Here is a 25,544-nt window from a genome sequence, read left to right as displayed (position 1 = left end):
GCCCCGGCAGGGCGCGGTATGGCGCCGCGTGTCGCTCAACCACGCCAGACCTGCACCGCAACCGCCGCGGCGTAAATCACCAGCAGGAGCACGCTCTCGAGTCCCATCCGGGCGGGGCCGTTGCGCTGGCGCAGGATCAGCCCGGCCAGCAGGACCGCCGTCATCAGCGCGCCGATAACGAGCCAGAAGAAATCGCCCGGCCCGAGAGCGGCATAGATCGGGCCGTCGCGGTACCCGATATCCGAGATCGTCAGGAAAAGCGTGTCGAAGGTGTTGCCCCCGATGATCCCGCCCACGGCAAGCTGCAGCGCGCGGCGGCGCACCGCGGCCAGCGTCGTGACCAGTTCCGGCAGCGATGTGACGACCGCCGTCATCAGCGCGCCCACCAGCGACTGCGAGAGATCGAGCCGCAGGATCAGTGATTCGGCGGTCTTGGCGATGACCCATCCGGCCACCCCCATGAACATCATCACCACCGCGAACTGCACCAGCAGCGCGACGCTGCCGCTGCGGCTGCGCGCCTCGTCAGGCGCGTCGGTGCGGGTCTCGCGCGTGCCCACCGGCCGCCACATCGGGGCCGAGCGCACCTGCCCCGTGGCCCGCACCCCGATCGCGTAGACGACCGGAATGGCGAGCGACAGCGGGTGAACGCCCCAGATCGCCACCTCCGGCGCGGTATGGGCCAGAAGCGGCAACATGAGCAGGATGAAGAGCGTCACGCACTGGAAGAGGTTGGCCAGCTCGGCGGCGGCGTGTTCGAGATTGGCGCGGCGATAGACGAGGTCGGCCAGGGCGAGGAAGGCCGTCTGCACCGCGATCCCCCCGATCCCGTTGGAAAACGCCAGCGCCGCGTGCCCGTCCAGCGCCGCGGTGAGCGACACGATGGACCCCGAGAAGGACGTCGCCGCGCCCAGCAGCACCGCGCCCGCGACCGCCTCGCCCAGCCCGGTGCGGTCCGCCAGCCGGTCGGCAAGGCCGGTCATCCGGATGCCGGCGACGAAGATCACCGCGCCGGCGGCGACGAAAAGACCGATCAGGGCCGCAAGGCCCAGGGTTTCGAACATGCGCTCCGGTCCCGAGAATGGCCGCGGATACGGGATCGCCCCGCCGGTCCGGAGTGTGTGGCAGGGCGCCGGGCGGCGCAAGGCCCGGCCCGGCGCGCGGGCCTCAGGTGATGGCCTGGATCTCCGCGATCAGGGCCGCGTCGACGCTGATCCCCTCCGCCTCGAGCCGCGCGCGCAGCTCCTGGCGGCGGCGCCCCGGCAGGCGCGCGCCCTCGGCGCCCGCGATCTCGGCGGCCATCGCCGCGAAACGCGCGGTGCCGTCCGCGAAGAGCGCCGGGTCGATGGCGACGATGCTCTGGCCGACATGGGGCGGGGCGCCTTCGCCCTCGAAGAAGGACGAGGCCTCGTAGGCATAGTTGCTGCCCGTCAGCCCGGCCGAGAGCAGCTCGACCATAAGCGCCAGCGCCGTGCCCTTGGCATCGCCCAGCGGCGCCATCGTGCCGGCCATGCCCGCGGCGGGATCGGTCGTCGGCCGGCCCTCCGGGTCGAGCGCCCAACCCTCGGGGATGGGTTCGCCCTTCTGCGCGGCGGCCATCAGCTTGCCGCGCGCCACGCGCGACAGCGACAGGTCGACGACGATCGGCGCCGCGTCACCGCCCAGCGGGCAGGCGAAGGCGATGGGGTTCGTGCCGAAGAGCGCGCGCCTGGCACCCCAGGGGGCCATCGCGGCCGGCGAGTTGGCGAACATCATCGCCACCAGCCCGTCCCTGGCCAGCCGTTCCACCACCTGTCCCACGGCCCCGGCATGGTGCGAGCGCGCGATCCCGGCGATGGCGATGCCCTGGCCGCGCACCATCGCGGGCAGGTCCGCGCAGGCGCGGTCCAGCGCCGGGTAGGCAAAGCCCGAGGCCGCGTCGACCAGCAGCGCGCCGGGGCGCACCCGCTCGGCCCGCGGCGCGGCGTGGCCATCGACCTTGCCGCTCTTGGCCTGCGCCGCGTAGGACAGCACCCGGCGCAGGCCGTGCCCGGCCTGCCCCGTGAGTTCCGCCGCGACCAGCGCCCGGGCGACGCTTTCGGCGTTCACCGGCGCGACGCGGTTGGCTTCGAGCGCGGCGGCGGCGAGGGTCTCGGCCTCGGCCGGGGACAGCACGGGCATGCTCAGGCTCCCTTTTCCAGGTGTTCCAGCACGATCCCGGCGATCATGTCCGAGACGCGCGTATTCGATTCCGCGGTCACGCCGGCGATATGCGGCGTCAGGATCAGGTTGGACAGGCCGCGGAACTTCGCGCCCGCCTCCGCGCTCAGCGGTTCGGTCTCGAAGACGTCGAGCGCGGCGCCGCCGATCCGTCCCGCCGCCAGCGCCGCGGCCAGCGCGTCTTCGTCCACCACGCCGCCGCGGGCGGCGTTGATCAGCACGGCGCCGTCCTTCATGCGGCCGAGCGCGGCGGCATCGATCATGCGGCGCGTTCCGTCGGTGAGCGGCACATGGAGGCTGACCACGTCGGCCTCGGCCAGGAGGCCGTCGAGATCCCGGCGCCCGGTTCCGCCCCAGGCCGGATCCCCCGGCGCGACATGGGGGTCATGCGCGATACAGCGCATTCCCAGCGCCACCGCCCGGCGCGCGGTCTCGCGCGCGATGGCACCGTAGCCCACCAGCCCCAGCACCTTGCCGGACAGTTCGCGCCCGACCAGCGCCTGGCGCGGCCAGTCCCCGGCGGCGACGGCGTCGCTGGCCCCGTAGGCCCCGCGCAGCAGCGCCATGGCGGCGGTGATGACGTATTCGGCGACCGACAGGTCGTTGGCCCCGGTCGCGGGGCGCACGGCGATCCCGCGCCCGGCACAGGCCGACAGGTCGATATTGTCGAGGCCGACGCCCAGCCGGCCCACCAGTTCCAGCCGCGGGGCGGCGTCCAGCAGCGCCCCCCGGACCTGCGTGCGGTTGCGCACGACCAGCACGCGAGCCTCCGGCATGGCGGCGGCCAGGTCCCCGGGCCGATCCACCAGCCCCGGGTCGTAGAGCGTGTCACAAGCGGAACGCAGCCGCCCGACGGCGGCTGCGTCCATGAATTCGGAGATGACGATCTCGGGCATCGCTCCCCCGGCGATCAGGCGCTCCGGTAGAGCTTGGTCATGACGAACTCGCGGTGGCCCAGCGCCTCGGCGGCGGTTGTGCGGCCGTTGGCGGTGCGGCGGATCATGTCGATCAGCGCGTCGCCGGCCTCGTCGATCGTCATGTCGCGGCGCAGGATGCCGGACACGTCCACGTCGATATGCTCGCTCATGGTGCGGACCGTGCGCGGGTTCGCCGTGATCTTGATGACCGGCACGATGGGATTGCCCACGACGTTGCCCTGCCCGGTGGGGAAGGTGTGCACGACGTAGCCGCCGGCCGCCATCAGCGTGACGCACTCGGCCGCGGCGGAGGAGCTGTCCATGAAGTAGAGCCCCGGCCCCGATTCGGGCGCCTCGGCCGGGTCGAGAATGTCGATGTAGCGCGAGGTGCGGCCGATTTTCTCGAGGTTGCCCAGCGCCTTTTCCTCGATGGTGGTCAGGCCGCCCTCGATATTGCCCTTGGTCGGCTGGCTATCGGACAGGTCGTTGGTCTGGTGGGCGAAGATCACGTCGTCCTGGTAGGCCTTCCACATCTTGTACCAGCGCTCGCCCACCTCCTCGTTGATGGCGCGGCTCTTGCAGATATGCTCGGCCCCGGTGATTTCCGAGGTCTCGCCGAAGCAGCCATAGATCCCCTCGGGCAGCAGCTTGTCGTACATGTTGCCCACCGTCGGGCAGGAGCCGAGGCCGGTGGTCGTGTCGCTTTCGCCGCACTTGGTCGAGACCCAGAGATCGGCAATGGGGCAGTCCTCGCGCTGAAGCTCGCTGGCCCAGTGAACGAATTCCTTGGCCCGCTTCGAGGCGTCCATGATCGTCTTGTGGTCGCCGTTCTGCTCGATCGAGAAGCCCTCGACCGGCTTGCCGGTCTTGGCGATGCCGTCCACGATCTGCTTGGTCCAGCCGGGCTCGATCCCGATCACGATCACCGCGGCGACGTTCGGGTTGGACCCGATGCCGATCATGGTGCGGAAATGCAGGTCGAGATCCTCGCCGAACTGCAGCCGGCCATAGGCATGCGGCAGCGCCAGCGTGCCCTTGATGTTGTTGCCCACCGCCTCGCAGGCGGCGTTGGAGATGTCGTCGACCGGCAGGATGATGACATGGTTGCGCACGCCGACGCGGCCGTTCTCGCGGCGGTAGCCCTTGAAGGTCAGGTTGGAAGTGTCGAAAGGCATGGCTCCGCTCCTTACCAGCGCTTGGTCTTGAGGTTGTGGGTGTGGACGTGGCCGCCCTTCTCGACACCGGCAACCATCTTGCCGATATCCTCGCCGTACTTCATCGCGGTGTCGCCCTCCTTGAGGTCCTTCAGCGCGATCTTGTGGCCGATGGGCACGTCGGACTTGGACTCCAGCTCGAAGCTGGAATTGTCCGCGGTCACGACGCAGAGCATCTTGGTCCCGGCGGTCAGTCCCTCGACGACGACGACGCCGACGTTGTCGTCTTGCTCGTGCACGAGCAGGTGCGGTGCGGTCATGAAATGTCTCCCTTTCGCCGCAGTCATGTATCTTATGTCTTATAAAAGACTCAAGACTATGGCCGAGTCAACGCTTTCCGGCTATGACTCTCCCCGGACCGCCGCGAAAGAGGTGCCCCATGGCCGAGGAACAGAGCGCCGGAATCGGCTACAAGCCGCTCTACATGCATGTGCGCGAATCGCTCGTGCAGCGGCTGATCGACGGGCGCTGGCAACCGGGCGAGATGATCCCGAGCGAAATCCAGCTCGCCCAGGAGCTGAACGTCAGCCAGGGCACCGTGCGCAAGGCGCTCGACACCATGGTCAAGGAATACCTGCTGGTGCGCCGGCAGGGGCGCGGCACCTTCGTCGCCCAGGCCGACGACGCCAAGCTCGTCTTCCAGTTCTTCCGGCTGAAGCCCGACGAGGGCGGCGCGGTCTATCCCGATTCGCAGCTGCGCGCGCTGGACCGCGCGGCGGCCACCGACGACGAGGCCGAGATGCTCGATCTCGCGCCGGGCGCGGCGGTGATCCGGATGGAACGGCTCAGGTCCATCGGCGAGACGCCGGTGATTGCCGAGACGATCACGCTGTCGGCCGATCGCTTCCCCGGCTTCCCCGAACGGGACGCGGTGCCGAACAACCTCTACCATCTCTACTCGACGCATTGGGGCATCACGATCGCCCAGGCCGAGGAAACGCTAAAGGCCGTCGCCGCCGGGGCGGATGCCGCGGCGCTAGGCTGCAGCGTGGGCGCGCCGCTGCTGCGCGTCCACCGGCTGGCGCGCGACCTGTCTGACCGTCCGGTGGAACTGCGGATCTCGCGCTGCCTGACCGATGCGCTGCACTACGCGGTCAAGCTGACCTGACCTGACCTGGCCGGTCAGGCCAGCGCCGCCTCGACCGAGTCCGCAAGCCGCGCGACGATGCGCCCGATATCGGCCTCGGTCACGATGAAGGGCGGTGCAAGCAGCACGTGATCACCGGACTTCCCGTCGATCGTCCCGCCCATCGGGTAGACCATCAGGCCGCGTGCCATCGCCTCGCGCTTGATCCGGGCATGGGTCTTGCGCGCCGGGTCGAGCGGCGCCTTGGTCTCGCGGTCGGCGACCAGTTCCAGCGCGCGGAACAGCCCCCGCCCGCGGATATCGCCCACATTGGGGTGTTGCCCGAAGGCCGCGTGCAGCGCGTCGTCAAGCTGGTCGCCCCGCGCACGGACATTGGCCATCAGATCGTCGCGCCGGATCACTTCCTGCACGGCGAGCGCCGCGGCCGCGGCCATGGGGTGGCCCATATAGGTGTGGCCGTGCTGGAAAAAGCCCGAGCCCCCGTCGAAAGCCTCGAAGATGCGGTCGGACAGCAGCACCGCCCCGATCGGCTGGTAGCCGCCGCCGAGCCCCTTGGCCACCGTCAGCAGGTCGGGCACCACGCCCTCCTGCGCGCAGGCGTGGAGCGTGCCGGTCCGGCCCATGCCGCACATCACCTCGTCGAGGATCAGCAGAACGCCGTGACGATCGCAGATCTCGCGGACATGGCGGAAATAGCCCGCGGCGGGCGGCACCGCGCCGGCCGTCGCGCCGACGACGGTCTCTGCCACGAAGGCGGCGACGTTGCCCGGGCCGAGCCGTTCGATCTCGGCCTCCAGCTGGGCGGCGGCGCGGGCGCCGTATTCGGCCTCGGTCTCGCCCTCCGCCTGGTAGCGGTAGGCGTAGCACGGCGCGACATGGGCGACATCGAAGAGCAGCGGTTCGAACTGGGCCCGCCGCCAGAGGTTGCCGCCCGCCGCCAGCGCGCCGAGCGTGTTGCCGTGATAGCTCTGGCGCCGCGCGATGACGTGGCGGCGCTGCGACTCGCCCCGCTCCACGTGGTATTGCCGCGCCATCTTTAGCGCGGCCTCCACCGCCTCGGACCCGCCGGAGACGAGGTAGACATGGCCCAGGTCGCCCGGGGCGTCCGCGACCATGCGCTCGGCCAGCCGCTCGGCCACGTCCGTCGTGAAGAAGCCGGTATGGGCGTAGGCCAGCCGGTCGAGCTGCGCGTGCAGGGCCGCGATCACCTCGGGATGTCCGTGGCCCAGGCAGGACACCGCCGCGCCGCCCGAGGCATCGATATAGGCGCGCCCGTCGGCGTCGAATAGCTCGACCCCCTGCCCGCCGACCGCGACGGCGGGGGTGGCGTGGATGTTGCGATGGAGTAGCCGTGTCATGTCGTCTTGCCGGCGGACCGGTCCCTGTTCTGCGTGTCGGCCCCATCCTGCAGCGAAACGCCTGCATCATCCAGACCGGATTTACCGCACAGTTGTATCAGAGCGACATGCCGCTGCCTGTCGGCCGGGCGGATCCCGGTCCTCAGGCCGATCTCGCGGGACGCGTCAGCGGGTAATGACAGCGATAGCGGCGGCCGTCCGGCTGCGCCGACACGCCGGGCTGCACCTGCCGGCAATAGTCGTCGGCATAGGGGCAGCGGTTGACGAAATCGCAGCCCGTGGGCCGGTTCATCAGGCTCGGCACCTCGCCGGTCAGCGCGACATGGGTGCGCCGGCGGTCCGGATCGGGCTGCGGCACGCCGCGCACCAGCGCCTCGGTGTAGGGATGCGCCGGCTGGCGGAAGATCTCCTCGGCGTCGCCCTGCTCGACGATCCGGCCCAGATACATGATCGCCAGCCGGTCGGAGATATGGCGCACCACGGGCAGGTTGTGCGTGATGATGAGATAACCGAGGCCGTGCTCGGCCTGCAGATCCGCCATCAGGTTCAGGATCTCGCCCTGCACCGACACGTCGAGCCCCGCCGTCGGCTCGTCCGCGATGATGAGCTTGGGGTTCAGCGCCAGTGCGCGGGCGACGCCGACCCGCCGGGCCTGACCGCCCGAAAGCTCGTGCGGGTAGCGCGACAGGAACGCCTTGGGCAGGCGCACGAGATCGCAGAGCCGTTCGGCCTCGGCGTCCAGGTCGACACCGCGAAGTCCGTGGATCTGGAAGGGTTCGGTCACCAACGCGCGCACCGACTTGCGCGGGCTGAGCGAGCCGACGGGATCCTGGAACATCATCGCCATGTCGCGGCGCAGCGGCTTGAAATGGCGCTCGGGCAGGTTGCGAACCTCGTCGCCCCGGAACCGGACCGAGCCGCGCTCAGCCGGGACAAGGTTCAGCACCGTCCGGCCGAAGGTCGTCTTGCCGGAGCCGCTTTCACCCACCAGCCCCACCGTCTCGCCCGGACGCACCGAGAGCGACACGTCCAGCACCGCGTCCACGAAGGGATCGCTGATCCCTTTCATGCGGGCGCGCAAAGCGCCCATCGTCTGGAACCGGACGTTGAGATCCTCGACCTCGAGGACCGGTGTGTCGCCGATCGCAGGCGCCGGCAACGGCGCCGCCGGGGCGCGGCCGCCCTGGACCACCTGCACGTCTTCGGGCGGCGGCCAGCCGGGATCCGCGGCGGGGCCGTCCAGAAGGTGGCAGCGTGCCACGCCGCCCGCCTGCCCGGCGACGTCGGGCGGCGTGCGCTCGCGACAGATATCCATGGCGCGCGGACAGCGCGCGGCAAAGATGCAGCCGCCCGGCGGGTGCGCCAGGTCCGGCACGTCGCCCGGGATCACCGGCAGGCGGCCTTGGGTGTCGCTGATCCTGGCCGGGTCGCATTCCAGCAGCGCGCGCGTGTAGGGGTGGCGCGGCGCGTGAAAGATCTGGCGCACGTCGCCGGCCTCGACCACCTCGCCGGCATACATGACCACCACTTCGTCGCAAAGCTCGGCAACCAGGCCCAGGTTGTGCGAGACCAGCACCACCGTGGCGTCGAGGTCGTTCTGGAGCTCCTGCAGAAGGTGGATGATCTGCGCCTCCATCGTCACGTCGAGCGCCGTGGTCGGCTCGTCGGCGAGGATCAGCGACGGGTCGGTCAACAGCGCCATGGCGATGCCCGCGCGCTGGCGCATGCCACCCGAGAAATGATGCGGGTACTGGTCGATCCGGGTCTCGGGATCCGGGATCCCGACCTTGGCCATCAGCTCGACCGCGCGGCGGCGCTTTTCCTCGGTGGACATGCCCTTGCGACGGTAGAGCACGTCCTGCATCTGCTCGGCATAGGTCAGCACGGGGATCTGGCTCGTCATCGGGTCCTGGAACACGACCGAGATCTCCTCGCCGCGCACGCCGCGCAGCTGCGCCTCGGTCATCTTCAGGAGGTCCCGGTCGCCGAACTCGATCGCGCCGCCGGTCACCTCGGCGTTGCCGGCCAGCAGCCCGAGGATCGACCAGAGCACGGTGCTCTTGCCCGAGCCGCTTTCGCCCACCACCCCGACGAAACGGTTCTTCGGCACCTTGAAGCTCACGTCGCGCAGCGCGTGGACCCGGCCCCGCGTGGTGCGGAAATCGACCGACAGGTTGCGGATGTCGAGCAGCGTTTCCATGGCTCAGCGTCCCCGGTTCATGCGCGGGTCGAAGACATCGCGCAGCGCCTCGCCCAGGAAGGTGAAGCCCAGCGTCGTCAGGATCAGCGGGATGCCCCCGGCGATCACCAGCCAGGGCGTGTCGCGGATCACGAGATACCCCTCGTTGAGGATCGTCCCCCAGCTGGCGGTGGGCGGCAGTACGCCGAGCCCGAGGAAACTGAGCCCGGCCTCGACGGTGACCACGACCGGCACCTCCATCGCCGCGAGGATGAGCAGCGGGCCGATCACGTTCGGCATCACGTGATGAAAGAGCACCCGCCCCATGCCCGCGCCGAGCGAGCGTTCGGCGAGGATGAAATCGGTGGACTTCAGCGCCAGCGTCGAGGTCCGCGCGATGCGGGCGTATTGCGGGATCGAGGTGACGATGACGATGGCCAGCACCAGCTCGAGGCTCGGCCCGGTCAGCGCGACCGTGGCCAGCGCCAGGACGATCGTGGGAAAGGCCCGCACCGTGTCGAAGGCCAGGAGCAGCAGGTTGTCGAGCCAGCGCGGCCCGTAGCCGGCCAGCATCCCCAGGGCCAGCCCGATCACCAGGGCCACCGACACGCCGATCGCCGCGACCTTGAGCGCCACGCGCCCGCCATAGAGCATCCGCGAGAAGGTATCGCGGCCCAGCTGGTCCGTGCCCGCCCAGTGATCCAGCGTCGGCCCGGACATGCGCGCGGGTATGTCGATCGCGTTCGGGTCGTAGGGCGCCAGCCACGGCGCGAAGATCGCGCTGGCGAAGAAGAGCAGCACCAGCGTCAGCCCGGTCACGCCCTGCCAGTTGGTCAGGAAAAGCCGGAGCTTCTCGCGGCGTTCGCGCGCCGCGGATTCCCGCAGCGCGTTCGGGACCGTCTCGGCGGCGACGCCGGACGTGTCGACGGCAGGACTGCCGGTGGCGGTTTCAGAGCGTTTCTCGGACACGGGGATCCAGCCATGCGACCATGAGGTCGGAAATGAGGGTGATGACGATGTAGAGCGAGGTCGTGATCAGGACCGCGCCCTGGACGACGGGGAAATTGCGCGCCGAGACGGTGTCGAAGATCAGCTTTCCGACGCCCGGCCGGGCAAAGATGATCTCGGCGAAGACGGTGCCCGAGAGCAGGCCGGAAAAGCCCATGCCGATCAGCGTGATCGTCGGCAGGATCGCCACCCGCAGCGCGTAGCGGAACACCACCCGTCTCGGCGGCAACCCGAAGGCGTGGGCCGAGCGGATATAGGTCTCGCCCATCACCTCGAGCATCGAGGCCCGCACCATCCGCGCCAGGTAGCCGACCCAGCTCAGCCCGATGGCGAAGGCCGGCAAGACGAGGTGCTGCGCCTGGTCCCAGGGATCGCCCGGATCGCCCGCGCCGATGGCCGGCAGCCAGCCCAGCGTCACCGCGAAGATCAGCAGCGCCCAGATGGAAACCAGGAAGGACGGCACCGCGATGGTACCGACCGAGAGCACGCCGGTCACGCGGTCCAGCCAGGTGTTCGGGCGGACCGCCGCGAGGCAGCCAAGCGGAATGCCCAGCGCCACCGCCCAGCCGAGCCCGGCGATCACCAGCACCAGCGTGAAGCCCATCCGGTCGAGCACGATCGCCGTGACGCTGCGGTCCGAAAAGACATCGACGCCCAGATCGCCCATGAAGGCGTTCTTGACGTAGATGAGGAACTGGATCGCGACCGGCTCGTCGAGATGCATTTTCTCGGAATAGCGCTGCACCGCCTCCGGCGTGGCCCTCGGGCCGAGCGCGATGGTGGCGGGATCGCCCGGGATCAGGTGCAGGAGCGAGAACAGCACCAGCACCACGGCCAGCACGACCGCCATCGAGAGTCCTACGCGCTTGGCAAGGTAGATCAGCATCGCGCCCTGTCCTTCTTTGCAGGGGCGGCGCGGGACCGCCGAAGGCCGCGCCCGGGCCTGGCCGGCCGGGCGCGACGCCCCGGATCAGGCCCGGCCGAAGCGGCGGTAGTTCAGCTCGCCCGACGGCGCGGCATTCACCACCACCTCGGCGCGGTGCACGAAGGTCTCGGGCTCGTGGTTGATCCAGACATACGCGCCGGTCTCTTCCATGACCTCCTGCATCCGCACGTAGATCTCGTGGCGCTTCGCGGGATCGGTCTCGTTGATCCCTTCCTGGTAGAGCCGGTCATACTCCTCGCTGGTCCAGCGCTCCCAGTTCCAGACACCCACCTGGTCGGAGGTGAACCACTGGGTCGCCTCGTAGGGATCGGGCGTCGTGCCGAAGCGCATCAGCCAGAGTTCCAGGTCCTGCCAGGTGTCGCCCTTGCTTTCCTGGCCCATCTCCCAGAACGGTCCGCTGTCGAGCGGCAGAACCTTCACGGTGATGCCGACGCCGGCGAGGTTGGCCTGGATGATCTGCGCGGCGAGCATCCGCTCCTGGTTGTTGAGCGTCCGCAGCGTCAGCTCCAGCCCGCTTATGCCGGCCTCGGCCAGCAGTTCGCGCGCCTTGGCCGGATCGTGGTCGTAGTAGCGCGTCTGCTGGCGCTGGCCGATCAGACCCGGGCAGATGATCCCGTAGGACTGCTTGGTCGTGCCGGAATAGGCCCCCTGCAGGATCGACTCGACGTCGACCGCGTGCTGGATCGCCCGGCGCACCGTCTTGTCGGCCAGCTTGGGGTTCTCGGTATTCATGCCCAGCCACATGTATTGCAGCTCGCCCGCGACGGTGATCTCGGCGCCCTCGGGCATGTTCGCGGTGTAGCGCGCCAGCGTGTCGGCGCCGATCTCGGTGCAGTCGAGCTCGCCGGCCTCGAAGGCCAGTTCGGCCGCCTTGACCTCGGTGATGATGTTGGCCTCGACCCGCTCGAAGGCCGGTTTCGGCCCGGTCCAGTCGGGGTTCGCGGTGAACACCGCGCGCTGACCCGGCGTCTGGTCGTAGAGATAGGGGCCGCACACCGCCGGGAAATCCGTGGTGAACTTCTCGCCCACATCCTTCATCGCCTTTTCCGACAGGACCGCGCCCGGCCCGTGGCAGAGCGTGATCATGATGAAGGGCGCGAACGGCTTGTTGAGGACGATGGTGCCGGTCCGCGCGCCGGTCACGTCGACCCGGTCGAGCGCCTCGAAATAGCCCGACCAGTCGGTGTCCTTCATCCGCTCGTAGGAATACTTGACGTCCGCCGCGGTGACCGCGCCATAGCCGCCGGTCCAGACCAGGCCCTCTTTCAGTTCGAAATCGATATGGGTCGGATCGCGCTGTTCGAGCTTCTCGACGAAGTAGGTCGGCTGCCAACTGAAGGTGCCATTGTCGGTCGTGTATTCCGCGAGGAACGGCAGGCACTGCTTCTGGGTCTCGATCTCGGTGCCCCCGGTCATGAAACCCGGATCGAGAATGTCGTTATCGCCGTCGAAGCGCAGGCGGAGCGTGGCGCCGGACTGCGCGAACGCCGCCCCCGGCAGGCCGGGCATCATGCCCAGCGCGCCAAGTGCCGCGCTCGACGCGAGGAAACCGCGCCTGGAAGTGGTGAAGCTCGTCATGGTGGTTCTCCCCGGTGGATGTTTTTCTCGGCTATGTCCGATTAGACGGGCCGCAGGCCCGGCTGACAATTTCGCGCATCGCATCACTGTAAGCGCTCAGCGCGTCAATTCGCGAAATCAAACCATGTTTCGCGGTATCCGCTCTTCCCATTCCGCCTCGTGGACCAGCGCTTCGCCCTCCCAGGCGCGCAGCCGTGCCTTGATCAGGAACGCCTCGCGATCCGCACCCATCCAGGTCTCGGTCTTGCTGCGGATCTTCCAGTCGCCCCGCGACAGCGCATGCTCCCAGGTGATCTCGCCATAGGCGTCGGCGGGATCCCCGGAAGGGATCGTGTAGGTTTCGTAGCCCTGGTTGTAGACGGTCAGGTCGTTGTTCAGGATGCGGAACGTGCCGCTGCCATCGGCGATCCGCATCACGTGCCGGTCGGCCGCGACGTCATGCACGATCTCGAAGAAATCGTCGGCATCCGGCACGTCCTCGATGTCGAGATGCGGCCCGGACTGGGGCGGGCCGAATTCCGGCAGCCCTTCGTCCGCGGGCGCGGCCGGGCGCAGCGGCAGGTCCAGCGCGCTGTGCTCGGTATGCAGGGTCAGCGTGACGGGCTCGGGCGGGGTCCAGATCATCGGGAAATAGCTGGTCGAGATCCCCAGCCGGATCCGGTGCCCGGCGCGGAACCGCTGCGCGACGTGGTTCATCGGCACCGTGACGCGGTAGCGCTTGCCCGGCTCCAGCGGTTCCGGCGTCTCGTGGCCGTTGCGATGGGTCAGGTTGAACACGCCGAAGGTGACCCGCGTGGCCGCACCGTCCGGCGCGACGTCCATCAGGCGCACGGCCACCTGCGCCACCGGCCTGTCCACCGAGATGTCGAGCATCACGCGGGCGTCGCCGGCGATCTCGACCGGCGTCTCCAGCGGGGCGGTCTCGAAGACCAGGCTGCCCGCATCCTCCGGGCGCTGGTCGGCCGGCTGATCGCCGGGCTTGGCGTAGGAACACCACTTGCCCGACCGCATCCCCACCCAGAGCGGCGAGCTGTGCGTGAATTGCGCGGGGCTCGCCGGGGGGCGCGACGACAGCCCGCCCTCGCCGGTCAGGTAGAAGGGCGTGCGCGCGACGTTGGGCGACGGCCAGGACGGCTCGGCCACCCAGCGGCCGTCGCGCATCTCGTTGACCGCGTGGGGCCTGGCGTGATCCTGCATGAAGAACCGCAGCATCGGCTCGTCCATGATGCCGGTCTCCTTGCCCTTCAGCCAGTGGTCCCACCAGCGGAGTTCCTCCTTCAGGAACCCGATGGCGGGCCCCGGCGCACCGATATGCGGATACTTGTGCGCCCAGGGGCCGACGAGGCCCTTCCTGGGACCCTGAAGGTTTTCCATCAGGCGGAACACCGCGCGGCAATAGCCATCGGCCCAGCCCGACACCGCGTAGACGGGCACCTGGATCTTCGACCAGTCCTCGCAGACCGAGCCGTGTTTCCAGAACCCATCGCGGGTCTGGTGCTCCATCCAGTTCTTGAGCCAGAGCCCGCTGTGCTGCAGGCGCTCCATCCACATGTCGCGCCAGCGCTCCCCGACATGGCGCGGATCGGGCGGCAGCGTGTTGCGGCCGAACATGATCGAGGCCCAGGACAGCTGTTCGCCCAGCACGCAGCCGTTCATGTAATGCACGTCGTCGGCATAGCGGTCGTCGGTCGAGCAGAGCGTCACCACCGATTTCAGCGCCGGCGGCTGCAGCGCCGCGACCTGCAGCCCGTTGAAACCGCCCCAGGAGATGCCGATCATGCCGACATTGCCGTCGCACCAGGGCTGATCGGCGATCCAGGCGATGGCGTCGGCCCCGTCCTGCAGTTCCTGCGGCAGGTACTCGTCCAGCATCAGCCCCTCGGAGTCCCCGGCGCCCCGCAGGTCGAGACGGATCACCGCGTAGCCGTGCCCGGCCAGGTAGGACTGCATCGTCGCGTCACGGCGCGCCGTCAGGTCGTTCTTGCGGTAGGGAATGTATTCCAGCACCGCCGGCACCGGCGCGGCCTCGGCCCCCTCGGGCATCCAGATCCGCGCGGCGAGCCTGCAGCCGTCGGGCATCGGCACCTCGACATGCTCGAATTCGCGCACCTGGTGATCGAAATCGGTGACCTGCGTCATGGGTTACTCCGCGGTTGAAGGGCAAGGGGCCGCAGCGCGGCTGTCGGGTGCAGCTTGGCGCGGGCCGGTGCTTGTTCGCAATTTCGCGCCCCTTCGCGGGTTGACACGGATTTCGCTTCGTGCCGCTGTGGATGTCATGAGCCAGACCTTCGCCCGGAACCTCGACTTCCTCTGCAGTCACTATCCCTCCATCGCGGAGGTCTGCCGGAAGCTCGAGTTCAACCGACAGCAATTCAACAAGTACCTGAACGGCCAGTCGCGCCCGTCGCGTCACAACATGCGTCGCATTTGTGACTTCTTCGGCGTCACGGAGTCGGAAATCCTGCTGGAGCCGGCCCGCTTCGAGGAACTCGTGGCCGTGCGCCGCCGCCCGGTCCTGTCCGAGTCTCTCAGCCGCCCGATGCAGCACCTGGACGCGCTCTACGGGGCCAGCCAGAGCCTGGAACGCTATGTCGGCTTCTACTTCCGCTACTTCTACTCGTTCGGCCATGCCGGGCGGATCATCAAGTCGCTCGGTACGATCTACGAGGAAGACGGCCGTCATTACTGGAAGAACATCGAACTGATCCGGGACCCGGGCGGCAGCGCGCCCGCGACGGTCAACAAGTATGTCGGGGCGGCGTTCCTGATCGCCGACAGGATCTTCCTGGTCGAATACGAATCGCTCCTGAAGAACTCGGTGACGCAGGTGACGCTCTACCCGTGCTACCGCAGCCGGGTGGATCGGCTGGTCGGCATCCAGACGGGCGGCCCGGTGCGGCGCGGCCGCAAGCCGGGCGCGTCGAAGGTGATGCTGGAATATCTCGGGCGCGACGTGGACGTGCGCCGCGCGCTGCGCCAGAGCGGACTTTTCGACCACGACGACCCGCGCATCGGGCGCGATATCGTCGAGACCATCACCAACGTGATCCCCGCCGGCGGCCATGTGCTCGAGGTGGACGAGCCCTGAACGCATCTTTTTCCGGGGCACCCCTTGACCTTCCCGTGACTGGAACCCCTATCTCCCCAACCTGGAAGACAGGAAAAGGGGCCGTCATGGCACGCGATCTGACCGCGGAGAATGCTCTGCACACCACCACCCTCCGGATCGAGGGCATGTCCTGCGCCTCGTGCGTCGGACGGGTCGAGCGTGCGATCGCGGGGGCGGACGGCGTGGAAGAGGCGTCCGTGAACCTTGCCGCCGGAACCGCCCGGGTGCGCTACCACGCGCCCACGGACCCGGCTTCGCTGGCCGAAACGGTGGAGCGCACCGGCTATCACGTGGAAACCGCCAGGATCGCGCTGGATGTCGCGGGGGCGAGCTGCGCCTCCTGCGTCGGCCGGATCGAGAAGGCGCTGGCCGCCGTGCCGGGCGTCGTCCGGGCCGACATGAACCTGGCATCGGGGCGCGCCACGGCCGAGACGCTGGCCGGCGCCGTGGACCCGGCCGACCTGGCCGCCGCCGTGCGCGCCGCCGGCTACGAGGCCCACCCGGTCCGCGACGACGCCCCCGATGCCGACGCCGCCGCCGACCGCATGGCCGCGGAGATCGCGGGCCTGCGGCGCGCGACCCTGATCGCGGCGCTGCTGACGCTTCCCGTCTTCGTGATGGAGATGGGCGGCCATGTGTTCCCGGCCTTCCGCGACTGGATCGCCGCCAGTATCGGCGCCCAGCCGGCGCGGCTGATCCAGTTCGCGCTGACCAGCGTCGTGCTGGCCGGGCCGGGCCGGCAGTTCTTCACCAAGGGCGTGCCGCTGCTGATGCGGCGGGCGCCGGACATGAACTCGCTTGTCGCGCTCGGCACCGGGGCGGCCTGGATCTATTCCACCGTCGCCACCTTCGCCCCTGCGCTGCTGCCCGAGGGCACGCGCCACGTCTATTTCGAGGCCGCCGCGGTGATCGTGACGCTGATCCTGCTGGGCCGCTGGCTCGAGGCGCGCGCCAAGGGGCGCACCGGCGCGGCGATCCGCAAGCTTGCCGGGCTGCAGGCCCGCACCGCGCGGGTCGAGCGCGACGGCGCGACGGTCGAGCTGCCCATCGAGGACATCATCGCCGGCGACCTGATCCAGGTCCGGCCCGGCGAGCGCATCGCCGTCGACGGCACGGTGACGGCGGGCCGGTCCTACGTGGACGAGTCGATGATCACCGGCGAGCCGGTCCCCGCGGCGCGCACCGCCGGCGACGAGGTGATCGGCGGCACCGTCAACACCACCGGCACCCTGACCTTCCGCGCGACGCGGGTGGGCGCGGACACGACGCTCGCCCAGATCATCCGCATGGTCGAGGAGGCCCAGGGCGCCAAGCTGCCGATCCAGAGCCTCGTCGACAAGGTCACGGCGGTCTTCGTGCCCGCGGTGATGGCCGCCGCGGCGCTGACCGTGGCCGTCTGGCTGGCCGTCGGCCCCGACCCGGCGCTGACCTTCGCGCTGGTCGCGGGCGTCGCGGTGCTGATCATCGCCTGCCCCTGCGCGATGGGTTTGGCGACGCCGACTTCCATCATGGTGGGCACCGGGCGCGCGGCCGAACTGGGCGTGCTCTTCCGCAAGGGCGACGCGCTGCAGGCGCTGGACGGCATCGGCACGGTCGCGCTCGACAAGACCGGAACGCTGACCGCGGGGCGCCCGGAACTGACGGACCTGGTGGTCGCGGACGGCTTCACGGAAGAGGATGTCCTGTCCCTGGTCGCCGCCGCCGAGAGCCGGTCCGAACATCCCATCGCCGCCGCCATCCTGCGCGGCGCGGAGGCGCGCGGGCTGGACGTCGCGGCCCCTGACAGCTTCGAGTCGATCACCGGGCACGGCATCACGGCCGATATCTCGGGCCGGCGCGTGCTGGTCGGCGCGGCCCGGCTGCTGGAACGCGAGGGCATCGACCCCGGCGCGCTGGCCGACGGCGCCCAGCGCCTCGCCGGCGAGGGCAAGACGGCGCTCTATGCCGCGATCGAGGGGCGGCCGGCGGCCGTCATCGCGGTCGCGGACCCGATCAAGCAGGGCGCCGAGGACACGGTGCGCGCCCTGCACGCGCTGGGGCTGACGGTCGCGATGGTCACCGGCGACGGGCGCCGCACCGCCGAGGCGATCGCGCGGCGTATCGGCATCGACCGGGTCGAGGCCGACGTGCTGCCCGACGGCAAGGTGGCGGCGGTGCGCGCGCTGCGCGAGACCGCGGAGGGCGGCGTCGCCTTCGTCGGCGACGGCATCAACGACGCCCCGGCGCTGGCCGAGGCCGAGGTCGGTATCGCCATCGGCACCGGCACCGACATCGCCATCGAGAGCGCCGACGTGGTGCTGATCTCCGGCGATCCCGCTGGCGTGGTCAACGCGCTGCATGTCAGCCGCGCGACGATGCGGAACATTCGCCAGAACCTGTTCTGGGCCTTCGGCTACAATACGCTTCTGATCCCGGTGGCGGCCGGCGTGCTCTACCCGGCCTGGGGGGTGCTGCTCTCGCCGATGCTGGCGGCGGGCGCGATGGCGTTGTCGAGTGTTTTCGTGCTGTCCAATGCGCTCCGGCTGCGCTGGCTCGGGGCGGTGGCCGATGACGGCGGCACCGCGGCAAAAGGAGGCGCGGCATGAATATCGGAGAAGTGGCGCAGCGCAGCGGCCTGCCGGCCAAGACCATCCGCTATTACGAGGAAATCGGCCTGGTCGCGCCGCCGCGCGATGCCAACGGCTACCGCGCCTTCCGCGAAAGCGACCTGCACAAGCTGGCCTTCCTGGGGCGGGCGCGGGCGCTCGGCTTCACCATCGAGGACTGCCGCGCGCTGCTGGCGCTCTACGAGGATCACAGCCGCGCCAGCGCCGACGTCAAGCGGATCGCGCGCCTGCATCTCGACCGGATCGACGAGAAGATCACCGAACTGCAGGCGATGCGCGGCACGCTCTCGCAGCTGATCGAGGCCTGCGCCGGGGACAACCGGCCCGACTGCCCGATCATGGAAGACCTGGCCGCCCTGCCCGATGACGGGAGCGGCTGACCGGGCTCAGCCCGGCCCGCGCTCGGGATCGTTCAGCACCGGCACGGATCCGAGCCAGTCGGCATAGGGCGTTTCCCGCGATTTTTCATAGAGCGCGCGCAGCGCCGCCAGGGGCGATTCGGCCCAGTCGACCCGCAGCGTCAGCGGCGGCGTGTCGGGCGACAGCACCAGCAGCGCGGCCGATTGCAGCCCGCGCGAGTCGCTGCCGGCGGCCGCGCCCGCCTCGAGCGCGGCGAGCAGCCGCTCGGCCATCGGCCCGGCCACGGCCCCGAAGGTGTCGCCGACCGCGTCGAGCACCGCCTCGGAGGTCAGCAGGTTGCCCGCGACGACGCCGGCATCCAGCGCCCGGCTGCCCATGGCCGCGGCGTTCGCCGCGCCGGTGAAGGCGCCGGTGTGTCCACGCAGGTCCAGCGCCGTGAGCTGGCGATGCGCGCGCCCGTGATCGCGGCCGGTGACATGGGCCACCGCGTCCGGCGCATCCACGCCGCGGGCCATTTCCGACAGGACGTCCTCCCCCCAGAAAGTGCTCGGCGCCGCGCCCTGCGAGGCCGAGAGCCCGGCGCGGATATCGCCCCTGAGAACCCAGCCGCCGACGCAGAGGCTGCCCGTCGCAGCCGCGCCGCCGAGCGTGCCGGTCTCGCGATCCAGGGCCAGCAGAGAAAAGGTCATCGCAACATCCTGTCTTGCCTGCGGCCTATTTATCATGAAAATTTTGCCAATCGCAAATTATCATGATAATTTCCGAGTCACGTATCCAACAGGGGGATCGAAAAATGAAACTTCTCACCTTGACGCGCCGCGGGCTCTTCGCCGCGGCGGGCGCCGTTCTGGCGCTGGGCCTGGCGGGCAGCCCCGGCGCGGCGCAGACGCCGCCGGGCGTGCTGGTCGTCGGCCAGATCGCGGAACCGAAATCGCTGGACCCGCACGCGGTCACGGCGGTCAACGACTTCCGCATCCTGATGAATGTCTATGACGGGCTGGTGCGCTACAAGGACGGCACGCTCGAGGTCGAGCCGGCGCTGGCGACCGGCTGGGAGATCAGCGAGGACGGCACCGTCTATACCTTCGACCTGCGCGCGGGCGTCACCTTCCACGACGGCACGCCCTTCGACGCCGAGGCCGTGGTCTTCAACTTCGAGCGCATGCTGAACGAGGATCATCCCTATCACGACACCGGTCCGTTCCCGCTGGCCTTCTTCTTCTCGGCCGTCGAGTCGGTCGAGGCCATGGACGCGACCACCGTGCGCTTCACGCTGAACGCGCCCTACGCGCCGTTCCTGTCGAACCTCGCCTACCCGACCGGGCTGATCGTTTCGCCGGCGGCGGTGCAGGAGCACGGGGCCGATTTCGGCCGCAACCCGTCGGGCACCGGTCCCTTCGTCTTCGAGGAATGGCGGTCCAACGAGCGGGTCGTGGTCGTGCGCAACGACGATTACTGGGACGGCACGGCCGGCACGGAAGCCGTCGTCTTCCGCCCGATCACCGACGCCAACACCCGCACCGCCGAAATGCTGGCCGGCGGGATCGACCTGATGGTCGAGGTGCCGCCGACATCGCTCAGCGAGTTCCAGGGCGGCGACTTCACCGTGCATGAACAGGCCGGCCCGCATGTCTGGTTCCTGATCCTGAACGCCAAGGAAGGCCCCTTCGCCGACAAGCGCGTCCGCCAGGCGGCCAACTACGCGATCAACAAGGAGGCGATCGTCAACGACGTGCTCGAGGGCACGGCCGAGGTCGCCGCCGGGCCGACGCCGCCGGCCTTTGCCTGGGCGTATAACGACGCGCTGGAGCCCTATCCCTACAACCCGGAAAAGGCGCGCGAGCTGATCGCCGAGGCCGGTGCCGAGGGCGCGGAGCTGACCTTCTACGTCACCGAGGGCGGTTCGGGGATGCTGGACCCGGTGGCCATGGGCACCGCGATCCAGGCCGATCTGGCCGCCGTCGGCTTCGATGTCAGCATCGAGACCTACGAGTGGAACACCTTCCTCGGCGAGGTGAACCCGGGCCTCGAGGGCAAGGCCGACATGGCCGAGATGGCGTGGATGACCAACGACCCGGACACGCTGCCCTTCCTGGCGCTGCGCACCGACGCCTGGCCGGACCAGGGCGGGTTCAACTCGGGCTACTATTCCAATCCCGAGGTGGACGAGCTGCTGGAAGCCGCCCGCGTGGCCACCGACCAGGCCGAGCGCGCCCGGCTCTACAAGGAAATGCAGGAGATCGTGCAGGAGGACGCGCCCTGGGTCTTCGTCGCGAACTGGAAGCAGAACGCGGTGACCAACGCGCAGGTCGAGAGCTTCACCCTGCAGCCGTCCTTCTTCCTGCTGCTCAAGGATGTCGTGAAGAACTGATCCTCCCGTAACACGACATGGTGCGGGCCGGTCTGCCGGCCCGCACCGCCCCAAGCGGAACGGAGCGTCATGGGCGGCTACATCCTCAAGCGACTGGTCTCGGCGATCCCGGTCCTGCTGGGCATCACGGTGATCGTCTTCCTGATCATGTCGCTGATCCCGGGCGATCCCGCGACCGCGATCCTGGGCTCCTACGCGACGCCCGAAAACGTCGAGAAGCTGAACCGCGACCTCGGGCTCGACAAGCCGCTGGTGCAGCGGTACTTCATCTGGCTCGGCAACATGCTCCAGGGCGATTTCGGTCGTTCCTTCAGCCTGAATCGCCCGGTGCTCGACGAGATCCTGGAACGCTTCAACGCCACGCTGATCCTGGCGGGCACGAGCTTCGTGCTCTGTGCCTTCATGGGCATCCTCGCCGGGGTCATCTCGGCCGCGCGGCAATACGGGCTGGCCGACAAGGCGATCACCTTCACGGTGCTGATCGGCATCTCGGTGCCGTCCTTCTTCCTCGGCATGATGATGATCCTGCTTTTCGCCGTGAACCTGCGCTGGCTGCCGGTCTCGGGCATGTACGCGATCTACGGGGGCGGCGATCTGCCCGACCTGATCCGGCACCTGATCATGCCGGCGCTGGCGCTGTCGGTCGTCGCCACCGGCGTGATCGCGCGGCTCTCGCGTTCGGCCATGCTGGAGGTTCTGCGCCAGGACTTCATCCGCACCGCGCGGGCCAAGGGCGTGCAGGAACGCCGCGTGATCTGGGCGCATGCGCTCCGCGCGGCGATGGTCTCGATCATCCCGGTGCTCGGCATCCAGGCGGGCTTCGTGCTGTCGGGATCCGTCTATATCGAGATCGTCTTCCAGTGGCCCGGCATCGGGCGCATGCTGGTCGACGCGATCCTCAAGCGCGACATCCTGCTGGTGCAGGGCGGCGTGGTCTTCGTCGCGGCCTGCTACGTCTTCTTCAACATCATGGTCGACGTGGCCCAGAGCCTTCTGGACCCGAGGATCAAGACATGATCGCCTTCCTCAAGCTCCTGGCCCGCAACCGGATGGCCGCGGCGGGCGGCATCGTGTTGTCCTTTGTGGTGGCGCTGGCGGTGGTCACGCCGCTGCTGCCGCTGCAGCCGCCCGACGTGACCAACACCGCCAACCGGTTCCTGCCGCCGTTTTCCGAGGGTCACCTGCTGGGCACCGACCATCTGGGGCGCGACCTGCTCTCGCGGCTGATGTGGGGCACGCGGCTCAGCCTCGCCGTGGGCGCGGCGGCGGCGATCATCGCCGCGGTGATCGGCTCGGCCATCGGCATCGTGGCCGGCTATTTCGGCGGGCGCACCGACAACATCATCATGCGCATCGTCGACATGCTGATGGCCTTTCCCTACATCCTTCTGGCACTGGCCATCGTCGCCGCGCTCGGCCCGGGGCTGATGAACGCCCTGATCGCGGTCGCCGCGGTCAACATCCCGTTCTTCGCGCGGAACATCCGCGGTGTCACCGTCGGGCTCGCGGGGCGCGAGTTCATCGACGCCGCCAAGCTGGCCGGCATGGGCCACGGACGCATCCTGGCGCAGGAGCTCCTGCCCAACGTGGTCCCCGTGATCGTCATCGCCATGTCCACCACCATCGGCTGGATGATCCTCGAGACGGCCGGTCTCTCCTTCCTCGGGCTCGGCAGCCAGCCGCCGCAGGCGGATCTTGGCTCGATGCTGGGCGAGGCCCGCTCGGCGCTGATCACCAACCCGCACACCTCGGTCGTGCCGGGGCTGATGATCTTCGTCATCGTGATGTCGATCAACCTGTTCGGCGACGGGGTGCGCGACGCGCTCGACCCGCGGCTGCGCTCGGGCGCGCTGACGCGGCCACGTCCCGCGACCATCGTCGACCGCGACAACGTCCCGGACGGACCCGGCGACGGTGTCCTCGATATCCGCGCGCTCGAGACGCAGTTCCATGTCGGCCCGCGCGTCTACCGCGCCGTGAACGAGGTGAGCCTGGCGGTTCAGCCTGGCGAATGCCTGGGCGTGATCGGCGAGAGCGGCTCCGGCAAGTCGGTGACGGCGCTGTCGGTGATGGGGCTCGTCGCCTCGCCGCCCGGCGTGATCACCGGGGGCGCGGTCTTCCATGACGGCCATGACCTGATCGGCGCGCCCTACCGCGATCTGCGCCGGCTGCGCGGTGACAAGGTCGCCTATATCTTCCAGGACCCCCTGGCGACGCTGCATCCGCTCTACCGGGTCGGCGACCAGCTGGCCGAGGCGATCCTGGTGCATCACCGCGTCGGCAAGGCCGAGGCCCGCGCCCGCGCGGTGGCGCTTCTGAAATCCGTCCGCATTCCCAACGCGGAGCGACGGATCGACGCCTACCCGCACGAGCTGTCGGGCGGCATGCGCCAGCGCGTGGGCATCGCCATGGCGCTGGCCAACGATCCCGAGGTGATCATCGCCGACGAGCCCACGACGGCGCTCGACGTCACGGTGCAGGCGCAGATCCTCGCGCTGCTCGACGACCTGCGGCGCGAGCGGGGGCTGTCGATCCTGTTCATCACGCATGACTTCGGGGTGGTGGCGCAACTCTGCGACCGGGTGGCGGTGATGTATGCCGGGCGCATCGTCGAAGAAGGTCCCACGGCCGAGGTTCTGGCGGCCCCCGCGCATCCCTACACCAAGCGCCTGATCGCCTGCGTGCCCGAGCTTGGCCAGGGCCGGCGCGAACTGGCCGCGATCCCCGGCCTGCCACCGGCGGTCGACCGGCTACCCGCCGGCTGCCATTTCGCGCCGCGCTGCGACAAGGCCCGGGAGATCTGCGGGCAGGAACCGCTGCCGCTGGCCCGGTCCGGCGCGCGGGCGGTGCGCTGCCGCTTCCCCGAGGAAGACATCGCCAGCCAGGAGGACACCGCATGACCGCCGCGCTGCGCCTCGAGCGGATTTCCAAGACCTTCCCGGTCGGCAAGCCGCTGATCGGCGCCCCGCGGGCGCTGGTGCGGGCGGTCCGCCCGGTGACCCTGGAGGTCGAGACGGGCGAGACGCTGGGCGTCGTGGGCGAGTCGGGCTGCGGCAAGTCCACCCTGGCCCGCATGCTGGTCGGGCTGGAGCCGCCCTCGACCGGCGCCATCGAGATCGAGGGCCAGCAATTCGACAACGCCGACCCCGCCGCCTTCGGGCGAATGATCCAGTACGTCTTCCAGGACCCGATCAGCAGCCTCAACCCGCGCAAGACGGTCCGCCAGATCATCGAAACGCCGCTGCGCCGGCTCTACGGCATGAACCGGGCCGATCGCGCCGCCCGGATCAGCGAGATCTTCGACAGCGTGAACCTGCGCGAGGAATTCCTCGACCGCTATCCGCACGAGTTCTCGGGCGGTCAGGCGCAGCGCATCGGCATCGCCCGCGCGCTGGCCGCGGCGCCGCGCATCCTGGTGCTGGACGAACCCGTCTCGGCCCTCGACGTCTCGGTTCAGGCGCAGGTGCTGAACCTGCTGGCCCGCCTCAAGGCCGAGTTCGGGCTGACATATCTCTTTATCAGCCACGATCTCGCCGTGGTCGAGGCCGTCAGCGACCGCGTGGCGGTGATGTATTTCGGCGCTGTGGTCGAGATCGGCAGCGCGAAACGGATTTTCAACGCGCCCCGACACCCCTATACACGACTTCTCGCCGACAGCGCCCCGGTGGTGGGCCGGCCGCTGCGCGCGCCCGAGGGCAAGGATACCGAACTGCCCGACCCCTTGAACCCGCCGACGGGTTGCGCCTTTGCCGCCCGCTGCCCGCGCGCCAGCGATCTCTGCCGGCGCGTGGAGCCCGAACTGAAACCGATGGAAGAGGACCAGCTTGCCGCCTGCCACCACCCCCTCGATCCCTGAGGACCGCGCCCCGCGGCTCAGCCGCCCGGCCCGCGTGGCCGAGGAAATCAAGTCCTGGGTCGTGGAACAGGGGCTGATGCCCGGTGACCGCCTGCCCGGGGAGGCCGAGCTGATCGAGCGTTTCGGCATGGCCAAGGGAACCATTCGCGAGGCGATGCGCATCCTCGAGGCGCAGGGCCTCGTGAAGACGCGCACCGGCCCGGGCGGCGGCAGCTTCGTCCACGAGGTGTCCGAGGAGCGCGCGCGCGCCTTGCTGGGAAACTACTTCTATTTCAAGAACCTGACCATCAAGGACATCTACCAGCTGCGCCGCGTGCTGGAACCTGAACTCGCGGCCTCGCTTGCCGGCGAGCTGACCGAGGAACAGATCGCGGCGCTCGAGGAGAACTTCCGCGACTACGCCGAGCCCGCCCGCAGCGCCGAAGAGGAACGCGCGCAGCACGTCGCCTCCCTGCGCTTCCACGCGATGCTGGCGGGCATGTCGGGCAACGCGCTGCTGCAGTTCCTGATCCGTTTCATGGCCAACATGCTGAGCGACCTGACGGTCTACCGCCGGCTCTACGACCCGCCCAACCCGGAGCTTTGGGCCATGGGCAAGCGCTACCAGGCCGAACTGATCGACGCGCTGCGCCAGGGCGACCCGGACCGCGCGCGGCTGGTGATGGCCGATCACATGGCCACGGCCCAGCGGCTGATGGAGCACCAGGAAGCCGAGATGGAAAACCGCTTCATCACCGAGACGCCGGGTTTCTGAGC

General features: G+C 69.4%; 21 protein-coding genes. 9 read left to right on the top strand and 12 right to left on the bottom strand.

Features of this window, described 5'->3' with window-relative positions:
* Positions 1 to 35: 35 nt before the first annotated feature.
* The 5 genes from ACQ5SP_RS09525 to ACQ5SP_RS09505 form a co-directional block, all read right to left on the bottom strand.
* Entirely contained in the window at positions 36 to 1,064 is a 1,029-nt protein-coding gene (locus tag ACQ5SP_RS09525; RefSeq protein ID WP_430938124.1) for a sodium:calcium antiporter, read from the bottom strand.
* 103 nt (positions 1,065 to 1,167) lie between these two features.
* On the bottom strand, positions 1,168 to 2,160 hold the full coding sequence (locus ACQ5SP_RS09520; protein WP_430938123.1) for an Ldh family oxidoreductase: 993 nt from the start codon (positions 2,158 to 2,160) through the stop codon (positions 1,168 to 1,170).
* 2 nt (positions 2,161 to 2,162) lie between these two features.
* Complete coding sequence (locus ACQ5SP_RS09515) at positions 2,163 to 3,095, bottom strand: hydroxyacid dehydrogenase (protein WP_430938122.1); 933 nt, start codon at positions 3,093 to 3,095, stop codon at positions 2,163 to 2,165.
* Positions 3,096 to 3,109: 14 nt separating this feature from the next.
* Positions 3,110 to 4,291, bottom strand: coding sequence for a UxaA family hydrolase (locus ACQ5SP_RS09510; protein ID WP_430938121.1), 1,182 nt, complete (start codon positions 4,289 to 4,291; stop codon positions 3,110 to 3,112).
* Between the two features lie 11 nt (positions 4,292 to 4,302).
* Positions 4,303 to 4,590, bottom strand: a complete 288-nt coding sequence (locus tag ACQ5SP_RS09505) for a UxaA family hydrolase (protein ID WP_430938120.1) — start codon at positions 4,588 to 4,590, stop codon at positions 4,303 to 4,305.
* Positions 4,591 to 4,709: 119 nt separating this feature from the next.
* Between ACQ5SP_RS09505 and ACQ5SP_RS09500 the strand changes: the two genes are divergently transcribed.
* Positions 4,710 to 5,438 carry a GntR family transcriptional regulator gene (locus ACQ5SP_RS09500; RefSeq protein ID WP_430938119.1) on the top strand — a complete coding sequence of 243 codons (729 nt, stop codon included), beginning with the start codon at positions 4,710 to 4,712 and terminating at the stop codon, positions 5,436 to 5,438.
* A gap of 14 nt (positions 5,439 to 5,452) precedes the next feature.
* Here the strand turns inward: ACQ5SP_RS09500 and ACQ5SP_RS09495 are convergent, their stop codons facing one another.
* The 6 genes from ACQ5SP_RS09495 to ACQ5SP_RS09470 form a co-directional block, all read right to left on the bottom strand.
* Entirely contained in the window at positions 5,453 to 6,775 is a 1,323-nt protein-coding gene (locus tag ACQ5SP_RS09495; protein WP_430938118.1) for an aspartate aminotransferase family protein, read from the bottom strand.
* Between the two features lie 142 nt (positions 6,776 to 6,917).
* Positions 6,918 to 8,975 carry a dipeptide ABC transporter ATP-binding protein gene (locus tag ACQ5SP_RS09490; protein WP_430938117.1) on the bottom strand — a complete coding sequence of 686 codons (2,058 nt, stop codon included), beginning with the start codon at positions 8,973 to 8,975 and terminating at the stop codon, positions 6,918 to 6,920.
* A 3-nt stretch (positions 8,976 to 8,978) separates the two neighbouring features.
* Positions 8,979 to 9,923, bottom strand: coding sequence for an ABC transporter permease (locus tag ACQ5SP_RS09485; RefSeq protein ID WP_430938116.1), 945 nt, complete (start codon positions 9,921 to 9,923; stop codon positions 8,979 to 8,981).
* Complete coding sequence (locus tag ACQ5SP_RS09480) at positions 9,904 to 10,848, bottom strand: ABC transporter permease (RefSeq protein ID WP_430938115.1); 945 nt, start codon at positions 10,846 to 10,848, stop codon at positions 9,904 to 9,906. The genes ACQ5SP_RS09485 and ACQ5SP_RS09480 overlap by 20 nt, the downstream gene beginning before the upstream one ends.
* Before the next feature lie 84 nt (positions 10,849 to 10,932).
* Positions 10,933 to 12,486: an ABC transporter substrate-binding protein gene (locus ACQ5SP_RS09475; RefSeq protein ID WP_430938114.1), complete on the bottom strand. Its 1,554-nt coding sequence runs from the start codon at positions 12,484 to 12,486 to the stop codon at positions 10,933 to 10,935.
* 117 nt (positions 12,487 to 12,603) lie between these two features.
* Positions 12,604 to 14,625, bottom strand: a complete 2,022-nt coding sequence (locus tag ACQ5SP_RS09470) for a CocE/NonD family hydrolase (protein WP_430938113.1) — start codon at positions 14,623 to 14,625, stop codon at positions 12,604 to 12,606.
* A gap of 136 nt (positions 14,626 to 14,761) precedes the next feature.
* On the opposite strand from ACQ5SP_RS09470, the gene ACQ5SP_RS09465 reads away from it, so the two are divergent.
* The 3 genes from ACQ5SP_RS09465 to cueR all read left to right on the top strand — a co-directional run bounded on the left by ACQ5SP_RS09465 (position 14,762) and on the right by cueR (position 18,581).
* Entirely contained in the window at positions 14,762 to 15,574 is an 813-nt protein-coding gene (locus tag ACQ5SP_RS09465) for a helix-turn-helix domain-containing protein (protein ID WP_430938112.1), read from the top strand.
* Between the two features lie 86 nt (positions 15,575 to 15,660).
* A complete protein-coding gene (locus ACQ5SP_RS09460; RefSeq protein WP_430938111.1) occupies positions 15,661 to 18,180 on the top strand; it encodes a heavy metal translocating P-type ATPase in 2,520 nt (839 codons plus the stop codon).
* On the top strand, positions 18,177 to 18,581 hold the full coding sequence (cueR, locus tag ACQ5SP_RS09455; protein ID WP_430938110.1) for a Cu(I)-responsive transcriptional regulator: 405 nt from the start codon (positions 18,177 to 18,179) through the stop codon (positions 18,579 to 18,581). The genes ACQ5SP_RS09460 and cueR overlap by 4 nt, the downstream gene beginning before the upstream one ends.
* 6 nt (positions 18,582 to 18,587) lie before the next feature.
* On the opposite strand, the gene ACQ5SP_RS09450 is transcribed toward cueR, so the two are convergent.
* Complete coding sequence (locus tag ACQ5SP_RS09450; RefSeq protein WP_430938109.1) at positions 18,588 to 19,250, bottom strand: DUF1028 domain-containing protein; 663 nt, start codon at positions 19,248 to 19,250, stop codon at positions 18,588 to 18,590.
* A 104-nt stretch (positions 19,251 to 19,354) separates the two neighbouring features.
* Here ACQ5SP_RS09450 and ACQ5SP_RS09445 point away from each other — a divergent pair, with 104 nt between their 5' ends.
* The 5 genes from ACQ5SP_RS09445 (at position 19,355) to ACQ5SP_RS09425 (ending at position 25,542) form a co-directional block, all read left to right on the top strand.
* Entirely contained in the window at positions 19,355 to 20,932 is a 1,578-nt protein-coding gene (locus ACQ5SP_RS09445) for an ABC transporter substrate-binding protein (RefSeq protein ID WP_430938108.1), read from the top strand.
* A 69-nt stretch (positions 20,933 to 21,001) separates the two neighbouring features.
* The gene (locus tag ACQ5SP_RS09440; protein ID WP_430938107.1) at positions 21,002 to 21,949 is read left to right on the top strand and encodes an ABC transporter permease; all 948 of its coding nucleotides are present in this window, start codon (positions 21,002 to 21,004) and stop codon (positions 21,947 to 21,949) included.
* Positions 21,946 to 23,832 carry a dipeptide/oligopeptide/nickel ABC transporter permease/ATP-binding protein gene (locus tag ACQ5SP_RS09435; protein ID WP_430938106.1) on the top strand — a complete coding sequence of 629 codons (1,887 nt, stop codon included), beginning with the start codon at positions 21,946 to 21,948 and terminating at the stop codon, positions 23,830 to 23,832. Before ACQ5SP_RS09440 ends, ACQ5SP_RS09435 begins: the two co-directional genes overlap by 4 nt.
* Entirely contained in the window at positions 23,829 to 24,788 is a 960-nt protein-coding gene (locus tag ACQ5SP_RS09430; protein ID WP_430938105.1) for an ABC transporter ATP-binding protein, read from the top strand. Before ACQ5SP_RS09435 ends, ACQ5SP_RS09430 begins: the two co-directional genes overlap by 4 nt.
* A complete protein-coding gene (locus ACQ5SP_RS09425) occupies positions 24,757 to 25,542 on the top strand; it encodes a FadR/GntR family transcriptional regulator (protein WP_430938104.1) in 786 nt (261 codons plus the stop codon). The genes ACQ5SP_RS09430 and ACQ5SP_RS09425 overlap by 32 nt, the downstream gene beginning before the upstream one ends.
* Positions 25,543 to 25,544 lie beyond the last annotated feature (2 nt).

Origin of the sequence: Rhodovulum sp. YNF3179 (genome assembly GCF_050586465.1) — a bacterium.
Taxonomy (GTDB): domain Bacteria; phylum Pseudomonadota; class Alphaproteobacteria; order Rhodobacterales; family Rhodobacteraceae; genus CAJXYS01.
Note: the sequence above shows the minus strand (reverse complement) of the source record. Positions and strands in the feature narration are given on the sequence as shown.